Source organism: Chryseobacterium indologenes (assembly GCA_016025055.1).
GTDB lineage: Bacteria > Bacteroidota > Bacteroidia > Flavobacteriales > Weeksellaceae > Chryseobacterium > Chryseobacterium indologenes.
On record CP065590.1, the window covers coordinates 2,928,928 to 2,945,287 of the forward strand.

At 37.6% G+C, this 16,360-nt stretch carries 16 protein-coding genes, 6 tRNA genes and 1 pseudogene; all 23 read left to right on the forward strand.

All coding sequences use genetic code 11. The features are described 5' to 3' along the window. The first annotated feature begins 175 nt into the window (after positions 1-175). Positions 176-1,021 carry an energy transducer TonB gene (locus tag H3Z85_13465; protein QPQ50476.1) on the forward strand — a complete coding sequence of 282 codons (846 nt, stop codon included), beginning with the start codon at positions 176-178 and terminating at the stop codon, positions 1,019-1,021. A gap of 163 nt (positions 1,022-1,184) precedes the next feature. Further along, the gene (locus H3Z85_13470) at positions 1,185-1,958 is read left to right on the forward strand and encodes a ParA family protein (GenBank protein ID QPQ50477.1); all 774 of its coding nucleotides are present in this window, start codon (positions 1,185-1,187) and stop codon (positions 1,956-1,958) included. 69 nt (positions 1,959-2,027) lie between these two features. Beyond that, positions 2,028-2,918 carry a ParB/RepB/Spo0J family partition protein gene (locus H3Z85_13475; GenBank protein ID QPQ50478.1) on the forward strand — a complete coding sequence of 297 codons (891 nt, stop codon included), beginning with the start codon at positions 2,028-2,030 and terminating at the stop codon, positions 2,916-2,918. Then, entirely contained in the window at positions 2,918-3,556 is a 639-nt protein-coding gene (locus H3Z85_13480; protein ID QPQ50479.1) for a hypothetical protein, read from the forward strand. The genes H3Z85_13475 and H3Z85_13480 overlap by 1 nt, the downstream gene beginning before the upstream one ends. Positions 3,557-3,612: 56 nt before the next feature. Beyond that, positions 3,613-4,314 (forward strand): 4-hydroxy-tetrahydrodipicolinate reductase, encoded by a 702-nt coding sequence (dapB, locus tag H3Z85_13485; protein QPQ50480.1) that lies wholly within the window; start codon positions 3,613-3,615, stop codon positions 4,312-4,314. A gap of 129 nt (positions 4,315-4,443) precedes the next feature. Next, positions 4,444-6,089, forward strand: a pseudogene (gene lepB / locus H3Z85_13490) (signal peptidase I). A 63-nt stretch (positions 6,090-6,152) separates the two neighbouring features. Then, positions 6,153-6,767: a WbqC family protein gene (locus tag H3Z85_13495; protein QPQ50481.1), complete on the forward strand. Its 615-nt coding sequence runs from the start codon at positions 6,153-6,155 to the stop codon at positions 6,765-6,767. A gap of 78 nt (positions 6,768-6,845) precedes the next feature. Further along, positions 6,846-8,534 carry a S8 family serine peptidase gene (locus H3Z85_13500; protein QPQ50482.1) on the forward strand — a complete coding sequence of 563 codons (1,689 nt, stop codon included), beginning with the start codon at positions 6,846-6,848 and terminating at the stop codon, positions 8,532-8,534. A gap of 125 nt (positions 8,535-8,659) precedes the next feature. Further along, positions 8,660-9,151 carry a lipocalin family protein gene (locus H3Z85_13505; GenBank protein QPQ50483.1) on the forward strand — a complete coding sequence of 164 codons (492 nt, stop codon included), beginning with the start codon at positions 8,660-8,662 and terminating at the stop codon, positions 9,149-9,151. A gap of 26 nt (positions 9,152-9,177) precedes the next feature. After that, positions 9,178-9,867 (forward strand): OmpA family protein, encoded by a 690-nt coding sequence (locus H3Z85_13510; protein QPQ50484.1) that lies wholly within the window; start codon positions 9,178-9,180, stop codon positions 9,865-9,867. 107 nt (positions 9,868-9,974) lie between these two features. Beyond that, on the forward strand, positions 9,975-10,862 hold the full coding sequence (locus tag H3Z85_13515) for a decaprenyl-phosphate phosphoribosyltransferase (protein ID QPQ50485.1): 888 nt from the start codon (positions 9,975-9,977) through the stop codon (positions 10,860-10,862). Further along, entirely contained in the window at positions 10,859-12,178 is a 1,320-nt protein-coding gene (locus tag H3Z85_13520; GenBank protein ID QPQ50486.1) for an FAD-binding oxidoreductase, read from the forward strand. Before H3Z85_13515 ends, H3Z85_13520 begins: the two co-directional genes overlap by 4 nt. Then, positions 12,178-12,903 carry an SDR family NAD(P)-dependent oxidoreductase gene (locus H3Z85_13525; protein QPQ50487.1) on the forward strand — a complete coding sequence of 242 codons (726 nt, stop codon included), beginning with the start codon at positions 12,178-12,180 and terminating at the stop codon, positions 12,901-12,903. Before H3Z85_13520 ends, H3Z85_13525 begins: the two co-directional genes overlap by 1 nt. Before the next feature lie 3 nt (positions 12,904-12,906). Then, entirely contained in the window at positions 12,907-13,494 is a 588-nt protein-coding gene (locus tag H3Z85_13530; GenBank protein QPQ50488.1) for an HAD-IB family hydrolase, read from the forward strand. Between the two features lie 24 nt (positions 13,495-13,518). Further along, positions 13,519-13,983: a protease complex subunit PrcB family protein gene (locus H3Z85_13535; protein QPQ50489.1), complete on the forward strand. Its 465-nt coding sequence runs from the start codon at positions 13,519-13,521 to the stop codon at positions 13,981-13,983. Between the two features lie 2 nt (positions 13,984-13,985). After that, positions 13,986-15,161 (forward strand): cysteine desulfurase, encoded by a 1,176-nt coding sequence (locus H3Z85_13540; protein ID QPQ50490.1) that lies wholly within the window; start codon positions 13,986-13,988, stop codon positions 15,159-15,161. 82 nt (positions 15,162-15,243) lie between these two features. Continuing rightward, positions 15,244-15,561, forward strand: coding sequence for a thioredoxin (trxA, locus tag H3Z85_13545; protein ID QPQ50491.1), 318 nt, complete (start codon positions 15,244-15,246; stop codon positions 15,559-15,561). A 126-nt stretch (positions 15,562-15,687) separates the two neighbouring features. Further along, positions 15,688-15,761, forward strand: a tRNA-Asp gene (locus H3Z85_13550). Between the two features lie 33 nt (positions 15,762-15,794). Continuing rightward, positions 15,795-15,868 (forward strand) — tRNA-Asp (locus H3Z85_13555). 33 nt (positions 15,869-15,901) lie between these two features. Then, positions 15,902-15,975: transfer RNA gene (locus tag H3Z85_13560), tRNA-Asp, on the forward strand. A 34-nt stretch (positions 15,976-16,009) separates the two neighbouring features. Continuing rightward, positions 16,010-16,083: transfer RNA gene (locus tag H3Z85_13565), tRNA-Asp, on the forward strand. Positions 16,084-16,115: 32 nt separating this feature from the next. Continuing rightward, a tRNA-Asp gene (locus tag H3Z85_13570) sits at positions 16,116-16,189 on the forward strand. A 32-nt stretch (positions 16,190-16,221) separates the two neighbouring features. After that, positions 16,222-16,295 (forward strand) — tRNA-Asp (locus H3Z85_13575). Positions 16,296-16,360: the final 65 nt, after the last annotated feature.

Genomic DNA, 16,360 nt, shown 5'->3' on the forward strand with positions numbered 1-16,360 from the left:
TGTAGAGTTTTTTGTTATGTTGAAATGTTAAAATTTAAACTTTGTCATAAAATATTATAATATTATGTTGTTTTGATAAAATTGTGGCAGATATTTTGATATTGATACATTGCTTATCGATAAGAACTAATCAAACTAATAATCACATTTTAACCGTTTAAAAAAAGAAGTAGTGATGAAACAACAGAATCAAAACCAGGAATTTCGCTTCAACGAAGTTCTTTTTGAGCACCGCAACAAAGAATATGGTGCCTATGCATTAAGAAACGAATCAGACAGAATATTAACCAAAGCACTTTTTGTGGGAGTAAGTTTAATGGCTGCAGTATCCATTACACCGTTTGCTATGTCAGCATTTACAACAGATGTACCACATGAGGGACTAGGTGGAGTTGTTATAGATTTTACTCCAGTTACACCTGATGAACCAGCTCCTCCTGTAACTATTGTACCTGTAAAACCAGCAACAGCTCCTAATACAAAAACGTTTGACAGTACAGTGCCAACTCCATCAAAAACAGCACCCGATGATCAGACGAAAAAGGATCCAGTACCTGATGACGCTGTGGCAGGTCTTGCTAATAATTTAAAAGGAGATGTGGTAGCCCCCAATACATATGTTCCGACAACAGCACCTGTAGGAACTGGTCCGGTAATCAATACCGCACCACCAACAATTCCTGAGGCTGTAGATAAAAATAAAATAGTAGAAGCAGGGGATCTTGGGATAGAAGCTAATTATGCAGGAGGAATAGACTCATTCAGAAATAAAGTAATGAACAGTTTTGACAGTTCAGGATTTGAATCAGATGGAGTTATGAAAACTATAGTGACTTTTATTGTAGAAATGGATGGCTCAATTTCAGGAATAAAAGCCAGCGGAACCAACGCTGATTTCAATAACGAAGCGATCAGAACGATCAAATCCGTGAAAGGAAAATGGGTTCCTGCCAAAAATAAAAAGGGAGAGTTCGTAAGAAGTTATTTCAAATTTCCGATCTCAATGAAGTTTGAAAATTAATACAGAAAAACAAAATTTAAATAGTTATCCACAAAGATTTTTTTTGTGGATAATTTTTTTAACGGTTAAGGCTCTTATTAACAGTATTTTAACTCAATTTTGATTTTCGTCACTCACCAAGAGCAAAGAAAAAAGTGTATTTTTGAAACTTAAAGTTCTAATAATGGCAAAAATCATAGGTATTGCTAATCAAAAGGGAGGTGTCGGTAAAACTACCACAGCCGTAAACCTGGCAGCAGCATTAGGAGTATTGGAAAAAAGAATATTAATTATCGATGCAGACCCGCAGGCGAATGCTACATCAGGTCTGGGCGTTGAGGATGTTCAGTATTCTACATATAATCTACTGGAGCATAGTGCAGATACAAGAGTTTGTATCAAGAGAACTGCAACTCCAAACCTGGATATTATACCGTCACATATCGATCTGGTAGCTGCGGAAATTGAATTGGTTGACAAGGAAGACCGTGAATATATGCTGAAAAAAGCATTAGCCACCGTAAGGGATGATTACGACTATATCATTATCGACTGTGCACCGAGTTTAGGACTTATCACAGTAAATGCACTTACAGCAGCTGATTCTGTGATTATTCCGATCCAATGTGAATACTTTGCGTTAGAAGGACTTGGGAAACTTTTGAATACCGTTAAGAATGTTCAGAAGATTCACAATAAAGATCTTGGAATTGAAGGCCTCCTTCTAACAATGTATGACAGCAGGTTAAGACTATCCAATCAGGTAGTGGAAGAAGTGAACTTACACTTTCCAGAAATGGTTTTCGAAACCATTATCAGCAGAAATGTAAGATTGAGTGAAGCTCCAAGTTTTGGAGAAAGTATCTTGAATTATGATGCTGAAAGTAAAGGAGCTGTTCAGTACATTCAGTTAGCAGAAGAAGTTCTTTTGAAGAACGAAAATTTAGTAAAGAATTAAATTAATAATAAATGGCCACTAAGTGAATGTTAGCCATCACTTATCAAACATCATTTATCAATTATATCTATGAAGGACAAAAAAAGAGCTATGGGACGCGGCTTGGGCGCCATTTTAAGTGCAGAATCCAAAGCAACTGTCAACTCCGCTACTGATGAAGGAGCAGATAAGTTTGTAGGAAATATTGTTGAAGTAGCACTTGAAGACATCTATCCGAACCCGACGCAGCCGAGAACTTATTTTGATGAAAAAGCATTAAACGAACTCGCCCAATCGATTAAAAACTTAGGCGTAATCCAGCCGATTACCTTAAGAAAAGATGGTGAAAAGTTTGAGATCATATCCGGGGAAAGACGTTACAGAGCCAGTAAAATTGCCGGTTTAACGACTGTTCCTGCCTATATCCGTTTAGTGAATGATCAGGAGCTTCTTGAGATGGCTCTTGTGGAAAATATTCAGAGAGAAGATCTTGATGCGATCGAAATCGCTTTGACCTATCATAGGCTTTTAGAGGAAATCGGACTTACTCAGGAAAACCTGAGCCAGAGAATAGGAAAAGACAGAAGTACCATTACCAACTCAATCAGGTTGTTGAGGCTGAATCCCGATATTCAGAATGCCATCAGAAGTGGTGAGATTTCTGCAGGACACGGTAGAGCTATCATCAGTCTCGAAAGAGAAGAAGATCAGCAGGTTTTATTTGATCTGATTATTAAAGAAAAATTAAACGTTCGTCAGGCAGAGCAGGCTGCTGCTGCATTGAAGAATCCTAAGTCTCCGGCAGCTAAAAAAGTAAGTGCCGAGCTTTCCAATAATTACAAAAGAGCCCAGAAGACGATCGCTGACATCTTAGATGTGAAAGTAGAGATCAAAGCTTCTGGAAATGGTAAAAAAGGTAAAATTGTCCTCGACTTCAAAAATGAAGAAGAATTAGAGTATATTTTATCCCATATTAAATAATGAAGAATATATTTTTCACATTTTTCCTTTGTATCACTTCGCTGGCTTATTCACAAGTCGGTCCTATCGATACTGTCCGGGTACAGGCGCTTCCACAGGAAGAAACTGCCAAGGTAAAGCCGGGGAAAACCGAAGCCAAAATTATCGCTGATCTCGAAAAAGCCAATGGACCCACAAAAAAGACCATAAAACTAAATCCTACGAGAGCAGGGCTGTATTCAGCTGTTTTTCCGGGATTAGGGCAGTTCTATAACAAAAAATACTGGAAAATTCCCATCGTTTGGGGAGCTGTAGGAGCAGGAGTTGGTATTGCTATCTGGAATGATAATCAATACAAAAAATATCGTGAATATTATATAGCCAAACTTAACGGTACCCCTAATGAATTTGTTGACAGCCGTCCCTGGTTGGATAAAAAAGCTTTAGGTAATGTACAGGACAGAGCAAAACGACAAAGAGATTATGCCATTGCCATTACAGGATTGATCTACATCCTGAACATTGTAGATGCTGTAGTCGATGCCCACCTGTATGAAAGCCGTCATGATCCGGACCTTACTTTTAAGCCGTCAGTGATTCAGGATCAGTATGGTTATGATGCACCAAAGACGGGTTTCAGTTTAAGTTATAGATTTTAATACAATAAAAATGCACAGACGTACTGTTTCTGTGTCAAAAAAATAGAATATAAGATATGAAAATAGCATTAGTTGGTTATGGGAAAATGGGTAAGATCATTGATGAGATCGCTCAGAAAAGAGGTCATGAAGTGGTAGCCCGCCTGAAGGAGACTCCAACTGCTGAAAATCTTAATAACCCGGATGTTGTTATTGAATTCTCTTTGCCGGAAGTTGCATATGATAACATCAAAGCCTGCCTTGAAAATAAAATTCCTGTAATCTGCGGAACAACAGGCTGGCTGGAGAAAAAAGCTGAAATTGAGCAACTGGCTGTAGATAATAACACTGCCTTCTTGTATGGCTCCAACTTTAGTCTGGGAGTGAATTTGTTTTTTGCTTTGAACGAAAAATTAGCCGCTTTGATGAAAAATGTTGATGAGTATTCCTGTCAGCTGGAAGAAATTCACCACATTCATAAAAAAGATGCACCCAGCGGAACCGCTATTTCTATTGCGGAAGGAATCTTTAAAAACAATCCGAAATTCGATGCATGGAAACTGGAGGAAACAGAGAATAATCAACTGGGAATTTTTGCTATTCGTGAAGATGAAGTTCCGGGAACCCACAGTGTGTTTTACAGAAGCGAAGTAGATGAGATTGAAATCAAACATACCGCTTTCAACAGAAATGGATTTGCATTAGGAGCTGTAGTCGCTGCAGAATGGATTAAAGATAAAAAAGGGAACTTCGAAATGAAAGACGTTTTAGGGCTTTAATTTGTAACAAATTATTTAAATTGCATACCAATAACAGGAATGATGAATAGTAAATTGTAAATAGCACAAGCTGTACTCATTTATTACTCATCATTTATCATTTATATTTAGAATAGGCACAAAAAAATTATGAATTATTTTTTAACTTATACAGTGTATGTCCTTATCTTATCCGTATTGATGGGGATTTCAACATGGAAGTTGTTTAAGAAAATGGGGTATAGCCCCCTATTTGCATTTATACCTTTCTATAATTATTTCATTATCCTGAAAGAAACCAAACATCCGAAGTGGTGGGCCATCCTGTCTTATCTTCCGATTGTAGGACCAATCATGATGTCTGTTTTCCACCTTTATTTAGTGAAAAAGTTTGGAAAAACTCTTTTTAAAGATCAGATTCTTACGGTAATTCTGCCGTTTATCTATATGGCCATCATCAACTATTCTAAAGATGCAGAAGTGGAAGATGAAAATGCCAATGATCTTTTCCTTACAGATGAAGAAAAAGAGGTTAAAAAGAAAGATACCTTTTTGGGATCTATTACTTTTGCGGTAGTATTTGCAACCATTATCCACGTTTTTGTAACCCAGCCATTCGGAATCCCTACAGGATCCATGGAAAGAACTTTATTGGTAGGAGACTTCCTTTTTGTAAACAAATGGAGCTATGGATACAGACTTCCGATGCGTCCGGTCGCTATCCCTTTCCTTCAGGGAACCATTATGGATACGGGACAAAAAGGAAATCCGAAAGATGACCCGAAATCTTACGTTGACGGCGTGAAATTACCATACACAAGAATTTTACAGTTTAACAAGCCTCAGAAGAATGATGTCGTTGTTTTCAACTATCCTCAGGATTCTGTACATACAGCGATCGACAGAAAAGATCCTTATGTAAAAGATGTGTGGCTACCGCAGGGGATACTTTTGAAATGAGAGCCGGAAGACTTTTCGTAAACGGAAAACCGGAAACTGTTTTAGGAGACCAGGAAGTACAGCACCGATATATGGTAACGACAGGAAGCCAATTGGATATTCCTGCACTATATAATACCTACGGCTTTTTACCCGTACAGGAAGTACAAACCAATAGCGGATATTTATATGGATTCCAGGGATTAACTGATAAGACGGCTAAAGAGATCAAAGCACTTCCGCAGGTAATTGATATGAAGGAAGAAGTTTCTGCCAAAGGAGAAGCTGCGGTATTATACAGAGATGAAGCTAAAACAAAGATCGATACAACACAGTCTATTTTCCCGATCAACAAACCTTGGAACCAGGATTGGTACGGTCCGGTAAGAATTCCTAAAAAAGGAGATGTGGTAGCTATTAATAACGAAACACTTCCAATGTTCCAGTGGATCATTTCCGAATATGAGCATAACAGCTTAGAAAAGAAAAACGGAAAAATTTTCATCAACGGAAAAGAAGCTAATCAATACACCATCCAGCAAGATTATTATATGATGGTAGGAGATAACAGAGATGCTTCATTAGATGCAAGATTCTTTGGCTTCGTTCCTGAAGAAAATATTGTAGGAAAACCAATGTTTACCTGGATGAGTCTTCAAGGAGCTTTTGCAGACAGTGGTTCAACCTATCAGGCCCCGTTTAAAATCCGTTGGGAAAGAATGTTTAAAGCAACCAATACAGGAGAAGCCAACAAAACTTCATACTGGTGGATCGCTGCAATGATTTTAATATTGTTCTTCGGATGGGAGTATTTTGTAAAATTATTCAGAAAGAAAAATACTGAAGACGAATTGTAAATAAAATTAAACTTAAAATAGAATGAAGTATTTGAAAAAATACTTCATTTTTGCATTATGAATATGAAGAATGTATTATTACCGGTATTTTATATGCCCCCGGTTTCATGGTTTTCAGTCCTTTTGGATACTGAAAACGACATTACACTTGAACAGTTTGAAAATTTTCCCAAGCAAACCTACAGAAACAGAGCTAATATCTATGGAGCCAACGGTAAGCTGTCACTGATTATTCCCATTAATCATAACGGAAAAAGAGAATTCAAGGATATCGAGATTTCTTACAGAGAAGATTGGAGAACCCTTCACTGGAAATCCATTCAGACCGCGTATCAAAGTTCTCCCTATTTCGAGTATTATGAAGACAAGTTCAGGAAAATATTTGATTTGAAAGAAAAATTCCTTTTGGATTTTAACCTTAAAGGGATAGAAATCATCCAACAGATACTGAAAACAGAAAAGGCATACTCTTTGAATGAAGAATATATCAAAAATCCCGAAGGGATCAGTTTCAGAGAAAAATTCTCAGCAAAGCTTCCTTCAGAATTTGGAATGGAAGACTATTATCAGACATTCTCAGATAAGTATGGATTTCTGGAAGATTTATCGGTTTTAGATCTTATTTGTAACAAAGGACCGGAATCTCTTACTTATATAAAAAGTATTAAATTAAAATAATTTGAAAAAATTGCCATTCAACAACAGTTAACAGATAAAATGGCAACCCGTTTCACTTTATAAAATAAATATCAACATATGAAAAAGGTATTATTAGCTGCTGTTTTTTTAGCAGGTTTTAGTTTCTCTTATGCTCAGGAATCCAAAGCAAAGAGTATTGATCCAAAAGAAGATAAAGATCTGATGACTTGGTATCATAAAGATTTTTCTGGTACAAAAGTATATGGAGTAAATACGGAAAACGCATACAAATATCTTGAATCTAAAGGCTTAAAACCTAAAACGGTTGTCGTTGGAGTGTTAGACAGCGGAGTTCAGGTAGATCACCCTGGATTAATTAAAAACGTATGGTCCAACCCTAATGAAGTACCTGGAAATGGTAAAGATGATGATGGAAACGGATACATTGATGATGTACACGGATGGAACTTCATCGGAGGGAAAAACGGAGATATCGATATAGATAATATGGAAGTAACCAGAGTGGTTGCTAAATATAAGCCGCTTTTTGAGGGAGATGACTCCGCAAAAAACAAAGCAAATCAGGTTAAAATGCCGGAAGATTTTGCGATGTACATGAAAGCTAAAGAACTTTTTAATAAGAAAAGTATTGAGGCAAAACAAGGTCTTCAAACCTATACAATGATCAATGAGGTCGTTCCGAATATGGTTAAACTATTAGGAGGAAAGCCGGTAACTGCCGAAACGATAGCTTCCATTAAAGCTCCGTCTGACCAGAAAGATGCCATTGCTTTACAGGTTTTAGGGCAGGTATCACAAAGCCCTGAATTTAAAGGAAAATCATCAGCTGATTTTGAGAAAGCAATCAGAGAGCAAATGAAAGAAGCTATCGATTACTATTCTCCGCAGTCAAAACAATACGACTTAAGCTATGATCCGAGAAAAGAAATCGTAGGTGATAACTATGATGACTATTCTGAAAAAAATTATGGTAACAACCATTACGAAGGACCGGATGCAGAGCATGGAACACACGTAGCGGGGATTATTGCAGGACTTCCGCAAGGAAAAGAAGTACAGTATGGTATTGCATCCAAAGTAGCCAAAATCATGTCTGTAAGAACCGTTCCCAACGGAGATGAAAGAGATAAAGATGTTGCCAATGCCATCCGTTATGCAGTAGATAACGGAGCAAAAGTTCTGAATATGAGCTTTGGAAAACCCGTTTCACCCGGTAAAAACGTAGTTTGGGATGCATTTAAGTATGCAGAAGATAAAGGGGTACTTTTGGTAAAGGCAGCAGGTAACGAAAATGAAGACGTAGCAGAACATTTAGCATATCCTACCAACTTTAAAAATGTGGCAGATGAAAAACCATTTGTAAACAACGTTTTGGTTGTAGGGGCAAGTACCAATAAAAATAGTGCTTTGAGAGCAAGTTTCTCAAATTATAATAAGAAAATGGTCAACGTTTTCGCACCGGGAGAGGAGATTTATTCTACCGTTCCTAAAAACGAATACAAGTACCTTCAGGGAACTTCAATGGCATCACCGGTTGTAGCAGGAGCAGCAGCTGTTTTATTAGCGTATATGCCAAATCTGAAACCTTATCAGATCATTGAAGCGCTTGTGAAAAGCAGCAACCCGAGTACAGAAAATGGATTTACCGATTATTCCCAGGCTGGAGGAGTAATAGATTTGAAAAAAGCAGCAGAATATGCTTATAACAATTTCTATGACGGAAAATCTACAGCTTCAGGGAATGCAAAACCTTCGAAATCCACAAAAAAGGCTGTTAAAAAATAGTTTATCTCCCTGTGTTTAAGGAGAAACCATAAAGAGTCCGAATTTTTTCGGACTTTTTTATTTTTTATTTTCAAATTTGGCACGGTTTTTTGTAACTTTAATGTAACAAAATAATAAACAACAAAATGAAAAAGTTACTACTTGCAGGGATGTTGGGAACATCACTTTTTGCAGTGTCGTGTTCCTCTGTAAACAAAGCAGCTACATCTCAGAATCAGAGAGCTGATTTCCTTAAAATGAAAGGAGACTGGCAGATTGTAAGCATAGATTACGAAAAAGGATATAAAATTAAACCTTTCGATGAAGGAGCAGATGCACAGTGTTTTGTAGGAAGTCACTGGAGACTTATCCCTAACAACTGGACTGGTGCTTATACGTTAAATGGAGGAGGAAGTTGTCCGGCTATCACACAGCCTATCAAATTTGAAGTGAAAAACGGGAATACATTTATGTTTAAAAAAGTTTTAGATGGTACTAAAGCAAAACAAAACATAGCAGGGTATACATTGACATTAATTAACCAGACTACAGATCAGTTTTCACTTCAGCAAGATGTTCCTTTCGAAGGAGGAAGCGTAAAAGTTGTTTACAACTTTGAAAGAGCAGGAATGAAATAATTCAATAACATAAAAGATCAAAAAAAATGAAATTTACTAAAACATATGTAGCAGCCCTTTTCTTGTCATCAGCTTTATTATTGACAAGCTGTGAAGCGGTTCAGAATTCAAATCACCAGCAAAGAGGAACAGCCGTAGGTGTTGCTTCAGGAGCAGTACTTGGAGGTATTCTTGGAAATAATGTAGGAAGAGGTGGAAACGGAGCTATCGGTGCTGTATTAGGTGGTATTATCGGTGGTGTTGCAGGGAACGTTATCGGTAACAAAATGGATAAACAAGCCAGAGATATTAAAGAAACTTTACCAGGTGCTCAGGTTGAAAGAGTAGGAGACGGTATCAAAGTTACTATGAACGAAAGTATTGTAAACTTTGCATTCGATTCTTCAAACCTTACTTCTGTTGCACAGGGGAACCTTGATAAATTAGCTAAAGTATTAAGTGATAATCCTGATACCAATATCAACATCTACGGACACACAGACAGCGTAGGTAAGGATGCTTACAACATGGCGCTTTCTCAAAGAAGAGCGGATGCTGTAAAATCATATTTGATAGGAAAAGGAATCGCCGGTAGCAGAATGTTCACAAAAGGTGAAGGTAAAAATATGCCGGTTGCGAGCAATGATACTGACGAAGGAAGAGCTAAAAACAGAAGAGTTGAATTTGCGATTACTGCCAACGAGAAAATGATTAATGATGCCAAGCAAGGACAGTAATTAATTTAACATATAAATATTTTCGTAAAAGACCGCCCCGGCGGTTTTTTTTGTATTTTTATGCAGGAAATTTTGAATTTATTACTTTTGCAATTGAAATAACATAAATGAAGAAATATTTAAAACTGCTCCGGGTGGAGCAATGGGTAAAAAACCTGTTTGTATTTGTCCCTCTGTTTTTCTCAGGTAATATTACCAACTTAGATTTACTTGCCAAAAGTATCTTTGCTTTTATCATTTTCTCACTGGCTGCCAGTGTCGTTTATATTTTGAATGACTACAATGATATTGAAGCAGACAAAAAACATCCTGAGAAACGAAGACGCCCTTTAGCAAGCGGTGCCATATCAAAATCAAAAGCAATTGCCATTTTAATTGGATTGGTTGTTGCAGATATTGCCCTTGTATTCTTTGCTCAACTTTATTTTCATGAATTTTTATGGAAGTTTGCTACCATCATTGGCTTTTATGTGGTGATGAACCTAGCCTACACATTCAGGTTAAAGCATGTTCCGATTATTGATATCTTTATTATAGCCATTGGTTTTGTATTAAGAGTATTGGCCGGCGGTTATATCACGGGAATCAGTATTTCACAATGGGCTATTTTACTGACTTTTGTGCTGGCACTGGTTCTGGCTATCGGAAAAAGAAGAGGAGAGCTTATCAATGCACAGGTTTCCGGAAAAACACGAAGAGCACTTGACGGTTATAATGTACAGTTTGCAGACATCGCCTTATCAATATCGATAACCCTGGCAATTGTTTGTTATCTGATGTTTACCCTGTCACCTGAAGTACAGGCCAGGTTTCATGAAAGAGTATTTTATACGGTTGTCTTTGTAGTGTTTGCTCTTTTAAGATATCTGCAGCAGACACTGGTGTACAACAGAACAGAATCTCCTACAAAAATTGTCTACAGAGACCGCTACATACAGGTTACTTTATTACTTTGGGTTGCCGCATTTTTAATTCAAATTTACTTTAAAAAATGAAGCCGAATTTTACACAGAAAGTTACAAACTGGGGTAATTACCCGGTAGTGGAAAAAGAAATGAGATCTGAGGACAGCTTCAAAAAAATAAAAGAATTTGTACTCAATCACAACGAAGTTATTGCGAGAGGGAACGGAAGATGCTACGGAGACGCTTCATTGGGAGAATCCATATTTTCTACCAAAAAATTAAATAAGTTCATTAGTTTTGACCGTTTAAACGGAATTATAGAATGCGAATCAGGTGTATTGCTTTCAGATGTTCTTGAAATATCTGTTCCGCAGGGATACTTTTTGTATGTAACTCCCGGAACGAAATTTATTTCCGTTGGAGGAGCCATTGCTTCTGATGTTCATGGAAAAAATCACCATGCAGAAGGATGTTTTTCAGAATATCTGATCGAATTTAAGCTGATGACAGAGAACGGAGAAATCATGACCTGTTCAAGAGAAGAAAATTCAGAAAAGTTCTGGGCTACGATTGGCGGAATGGGACTTACAGGAATTATCCTTACTGCAAAATTTAAACTTAAAAATATTGAATCTGCCTACATTCGTCAGGAAAGTATCAAAGCTGATAATCTGGATGAGATTTTCAGATTGTTTGATGAAAGCGAAAGCTGGACGTATACGGTAGCCTGGATCGATTGCCTTCAGAAAGGACAAAATATCGGGAGAAGTATTCTGATGAGAGGTGAACACGCTTTTCAGCACGAGCTTCCTCAACACCTTGGAAAAACCCCTTTACGATTAAAGAAAAAGTTGCAGCCTACAGTTCCTTTTTATTTTCCCGGATTCGTATTGAATGCATTGACGGTGAAAATTTTCAACTGGTTGTATTATAAAAAACAGACTAAAAAGGAAGTGAAGAATTTTATCGATTATGAAACGTTCTTCTATCCGTTGGATGCTATTAACGAGTGGAATAAAATCTACGGAAAATCAGGTTTTATACAATATCAGATGGTGATTCCCAAAGAAGCAGGGAAAGAAGGGATGAAAAGAATCCTGGAAACCATTGCCAAGAGTGGAAACGGATCCTTTCTGGCGGTGTTGAAACTCTTTGGAAAAAATAATCCGCAGGCTTACAATTCATTTCCTGTAGAAGGATACACGCTGGCACTTGATTTTAAGGTAAATTCAAAACTAAAAAAACTGGTAGATCAGCTGGACAGTATCGTCCAGGAATTTGGAGGGAGAATTTATCTTACCAAAGACAGTATGAGCAGATCGTCTCTGACCAATTACCTGAAAAATATTCAAAGTCCTAAATTTGTGTCTTTACAGCACAAAAGAATCATAAACAACAACTCATAATGATAGTCCTGGGAAGTACATCTGAAGTGGCACAGGCTTTTGTGGAAAAAGCACTTCAGGAAGGAGAAAAATTTGAAAAAATCTATCTTTTTACCTCAAATAAAGAAACTACAGAAAGGTTTGCAAGACATATTGACGTCAAGTTTCTGCAGCAGTCTGAAGTGATTGAACTGGATCTGACAAAAGAAATTGATTACAACAGATTTGATTATGTCAATTCAAATGTATTATTTTGTGCCGTAGGATATTTGGGCGAAGGAACGGAGGAAGGCCTGTATGATAACAGAAACACACAGCGTATCATTGATATTAATTACTCAAAGCTGGTTCCGGTTATGAATTATTTTGCCCAGAAGTTTGAGAGCAGAAGGTCGGGGACGATTATCGGGCTTTCTTCAGTAGCAGGAGACAGAGGAAGGCAGAGTAATTTTATCTATGGAAGTGCTAAAGCTGCCTTTACAGCGTATCTGAGTGGTCTAAGGAACTACCTGTTTGATAAAAAAGTACATGTCCTTACCATAAAACCCGGATTTATGGCTACCAAAATGACAGAAGGTTTACCGTTAAATCCTAAATTAACAGCTACCCCAAAGCAAGCTGCTGCCAGTATTTATAACGCTTTCAAAAAGCAGAAGAATGTGGCATATGTTTTGCCGGTTTGGAGTATTATCATGATGATTATCAGGAATATCCCTGAATTTATATTTAAAAAATTAAAGCTTTAAAAAATGAAAAAATTGTATTGTTTTGATTTTGACGGAACCCTGACTTATAAAGATACTATGTTTATGTATCTTAAGTTTTACGATTCTACAAGATATAGAATACAGTTTTTAAAGCACGTTCCGCTCTTTATTTTATTGAAACTGAAACTGGCGGAAACTGAAAAAGTAAAAAAAAGTTTCATAGGTTCCATTCTCAAAGGACAAACCCAGGAAAAAATTGAATTAAAATCTAAACAGTTTTTTGAACATCATTATCCTAAAATTGTAAGGGAGAATGCATTAGACTTTATAAAAAATATCGATAGGAATAATACACAAAGTTTATTGGTGACAGCTTCACTGGATATTTGGGTAAAGCCATTTGCAGAAGAATTGAAAATGCAGCTTGTTTCTACACGGGCAGAGTTTAAAAACGGTGTTTTCACCGGGAATTTTATTGGCAAAAACTGCAACGGAAAAGAAAAACTGGTCAGAATAAAGGAGGAAATTAACGATTCTAAGTACGATAAAATTATTGCATTCGGTGATACTTCTGGCGATCGGCCAATGTTGAAGTGGGCAAATGAGGGACATTACCAATTTTTTCATTAATTTTGGATGATAAAAGTGTAAAAAATGAAAAGGCTGTTAATCGTATTCTCTGCAATCATAATGAGCTGTACAAATGTACCCTCTCAAAAGTCATCAAGCATGCAAAATAACGCAGAACTCCTTGCCTCTGAGTCACAAGGTGGAACAAAGCAGCCTGGTTTTAGAATCATTAAAGACGAGACTGATTTTCGTAATGTCATGAAGGCAGGCTTTCAATTGGTGGAAGAAGGAAAAGAATCTTCTCATTCTCCGGAATTCCCAAAAAACAAGAAAGTTATTGTCTATAATTTGGGAAGCTTCAGATCAGGAAGCCACAAGATTTCGCAGATCAAAAGTATATCGGTGAAAAATAATGTCCTGTACGTAGAAGTTCCTGCCGGCCCGCCATCCGGTGGAATGGAGATTCAGATGATTTCTAATCCCTGGTTTATGTTTGCAGTCCCTGCAGATTTTCAGTTTACCTCAGTAGAATTAAAATATTCAAAATAATAATGGATAAAATATATTTAGATAATGCCGCAACCACTCCGCTTGCAGATGAAGTTATAGATGCAATGGTAGGTACGATGAAGATGAATTTCGGAAACCCGTCTTCAACTCACAGCTTTGGCCAGGAAGCAAAAATCCTTATTGAAAATGTAAGAAGACAGGTTGCAGACTATCTTCATGTAACTCCTGCTGAGATCATTTTCACTTCCTGCGGAACAGAATCCAATAACATGATCATCAAATCTTCGGTAGAACACCTTGGGGTTGAGAGAATCATCAGTTCTCCTCTCGAACATAAATGTGTCTCTGAGAGTATTTTGGATATGAAAAGCAGAAAAGGAGTGGAGGTAAACTACATCCGTCCTAATGAAAAAGGAGATATTGATCTTAATAAACTGGAAGAATTATTAAAATCTTCAGATAAAAAAACTTTGGTAAGCTTAATGCATGCCAACAATGAAATCGGAAACATCATCAATTTAAAAAAGGTTGCTGAGCTTTGCAAAGAGAATAACGCGCTTTTCCATTCGGATACCGTACAGACTATGGCCCATATGAACCTTGATCTTTCCGATATTCCGGTTGATTTTGCTTCCTGCAGTGCCCATAAATTCCACGGTCCCAAAGGAGCCGGCTTTGCTTTCATCAGAAAGGCAACAGGTTTAAAAGGTATCATTACAGGAGGTCCTCAGGAAAGAAGCCTGAGAGCAGGTACGGAAAATGTAGCAGGAATTGTAGGACTTGGAAAAGCATTAGAACTTTCCCTGAATCATATGGAAGACTATACCAATCATATGCAGTCAATCAAAGATTATGCTATTGAAAGGCTTTCTGCTGAAATAGAAGGGATAAAATTCAACGGACGCAGTGCTGAGAAAGAAAACAGTCTTTATACGGTATTAAGTGCATTATTACCCTATAAAAACCCATTGATCGGCCTTCAGCTTGATATGAAAGGAATTGCGATTTCCCAGGGAAGTGCATGTTCTTCCGGAGCCTCAAAACCTTCTATGGTGATGATGATGGTACTCAGTGAAGATGAAATGGATCATTGTACCCCTTTACGTATATCTTTCAGCCACATGACGGCAAAATCAGATATTGATGCCCTGGTGGATGCCCTGAAAGAAATCTCAAAGGACTTTGCTATAGAAAAAACTAATGTTGAGCATAGATAGTCTTATGATGTAAAAATCGTAATTTTGACTGCTCAATAAGAGTAAACAAGAAAATAATATTAATTAAAATAAAAGAAACAAAATGGCTTTAGAAATTACAGACAGCTCATTCCAGGATACGGTATTAAAATCTGATAAACCGGTATTAGTAGACTTCTGGGCAGTATGGTGCGGACCATGTAGAACATTAGGACCAATCATCGAAGAAGTTGCTTCAGATTTTGAAGGAAAAGCAGTAGTTGGAAAGGTAGATGTAGACAACAACCAGGAGATTTCAATGCAGTATGGCATCAGAAATATTCCTACAGTTCTTATTTTTAAGAATGGAGAAGTAGTAGACAAATTAGTAGGTGTAGCTCCAAAAGAGGTAATCGCTGAAAAATTAAGCGCTCACTTATAAAAAAAATAAGTTTGATAATGAATGCCTTCCAGTATTGGGAGGCATTTTTTCAAAAATAATTTGCAGATAACAAAAAAAGATGTAATTTTGCAACCACGAAAAAGAAACGACGTTCTTTAAAAAAATGATCCGGTAGTTCAGCTGGTTAGAATGCCGCCCTGTCACGGCGGAGGTCGCGGGTTCGAGTCCCGTCCGGATCGCAAAAAGTTTTTTCAATTACTTTTAAAAAAATTGATCCGGTAGTTCAGCTGGTTAGAATGCCGCCCTGTCACGGCGGAGGTCGCGGGTTCGAGTCCCGTCCGGATCGCAAAAAGTTTTTTCAATTACTTTTAAAAAAATTGATCCGGTAGTTCAGCTGGTTAGAATGCCGCCCTGTCACGGCGGAGGTCGCGGGTTCGAGTCCCGTCCGGATCGCAAAAAGTTTTTTCAATTTCTTTTTAAAAAAATTGATCCGGTAGTTCAGCTGGTTAGAATGCCGCCCTGTCACGGCGGAGGTCGCGGGTTCGAGTCCCGTCCGGATCGCAGAAGTTTTCTCAATTTCTTTTAAAAAAATTGATCCGGTAGTTCAGCTGGTTAGAATGCCGCCCTGTCACGGCGGAGGTCGCGGGTTCGAGTCCCGTCCGGATCGCAGAAGTTTTCTCAATTTCTTTTAAAAAAATTGATCCGGTAGTTCAGCTGGTTAGAATGCCGCCCTGTCACGGCGGAGGTCGCGGGTTCGAGTCCCGTCCGGATCGCAAAAAGTCTTCTAGAAATAGGAGACTTTTTTTATGGTGCAAAACTGGTATATATACGATTTATT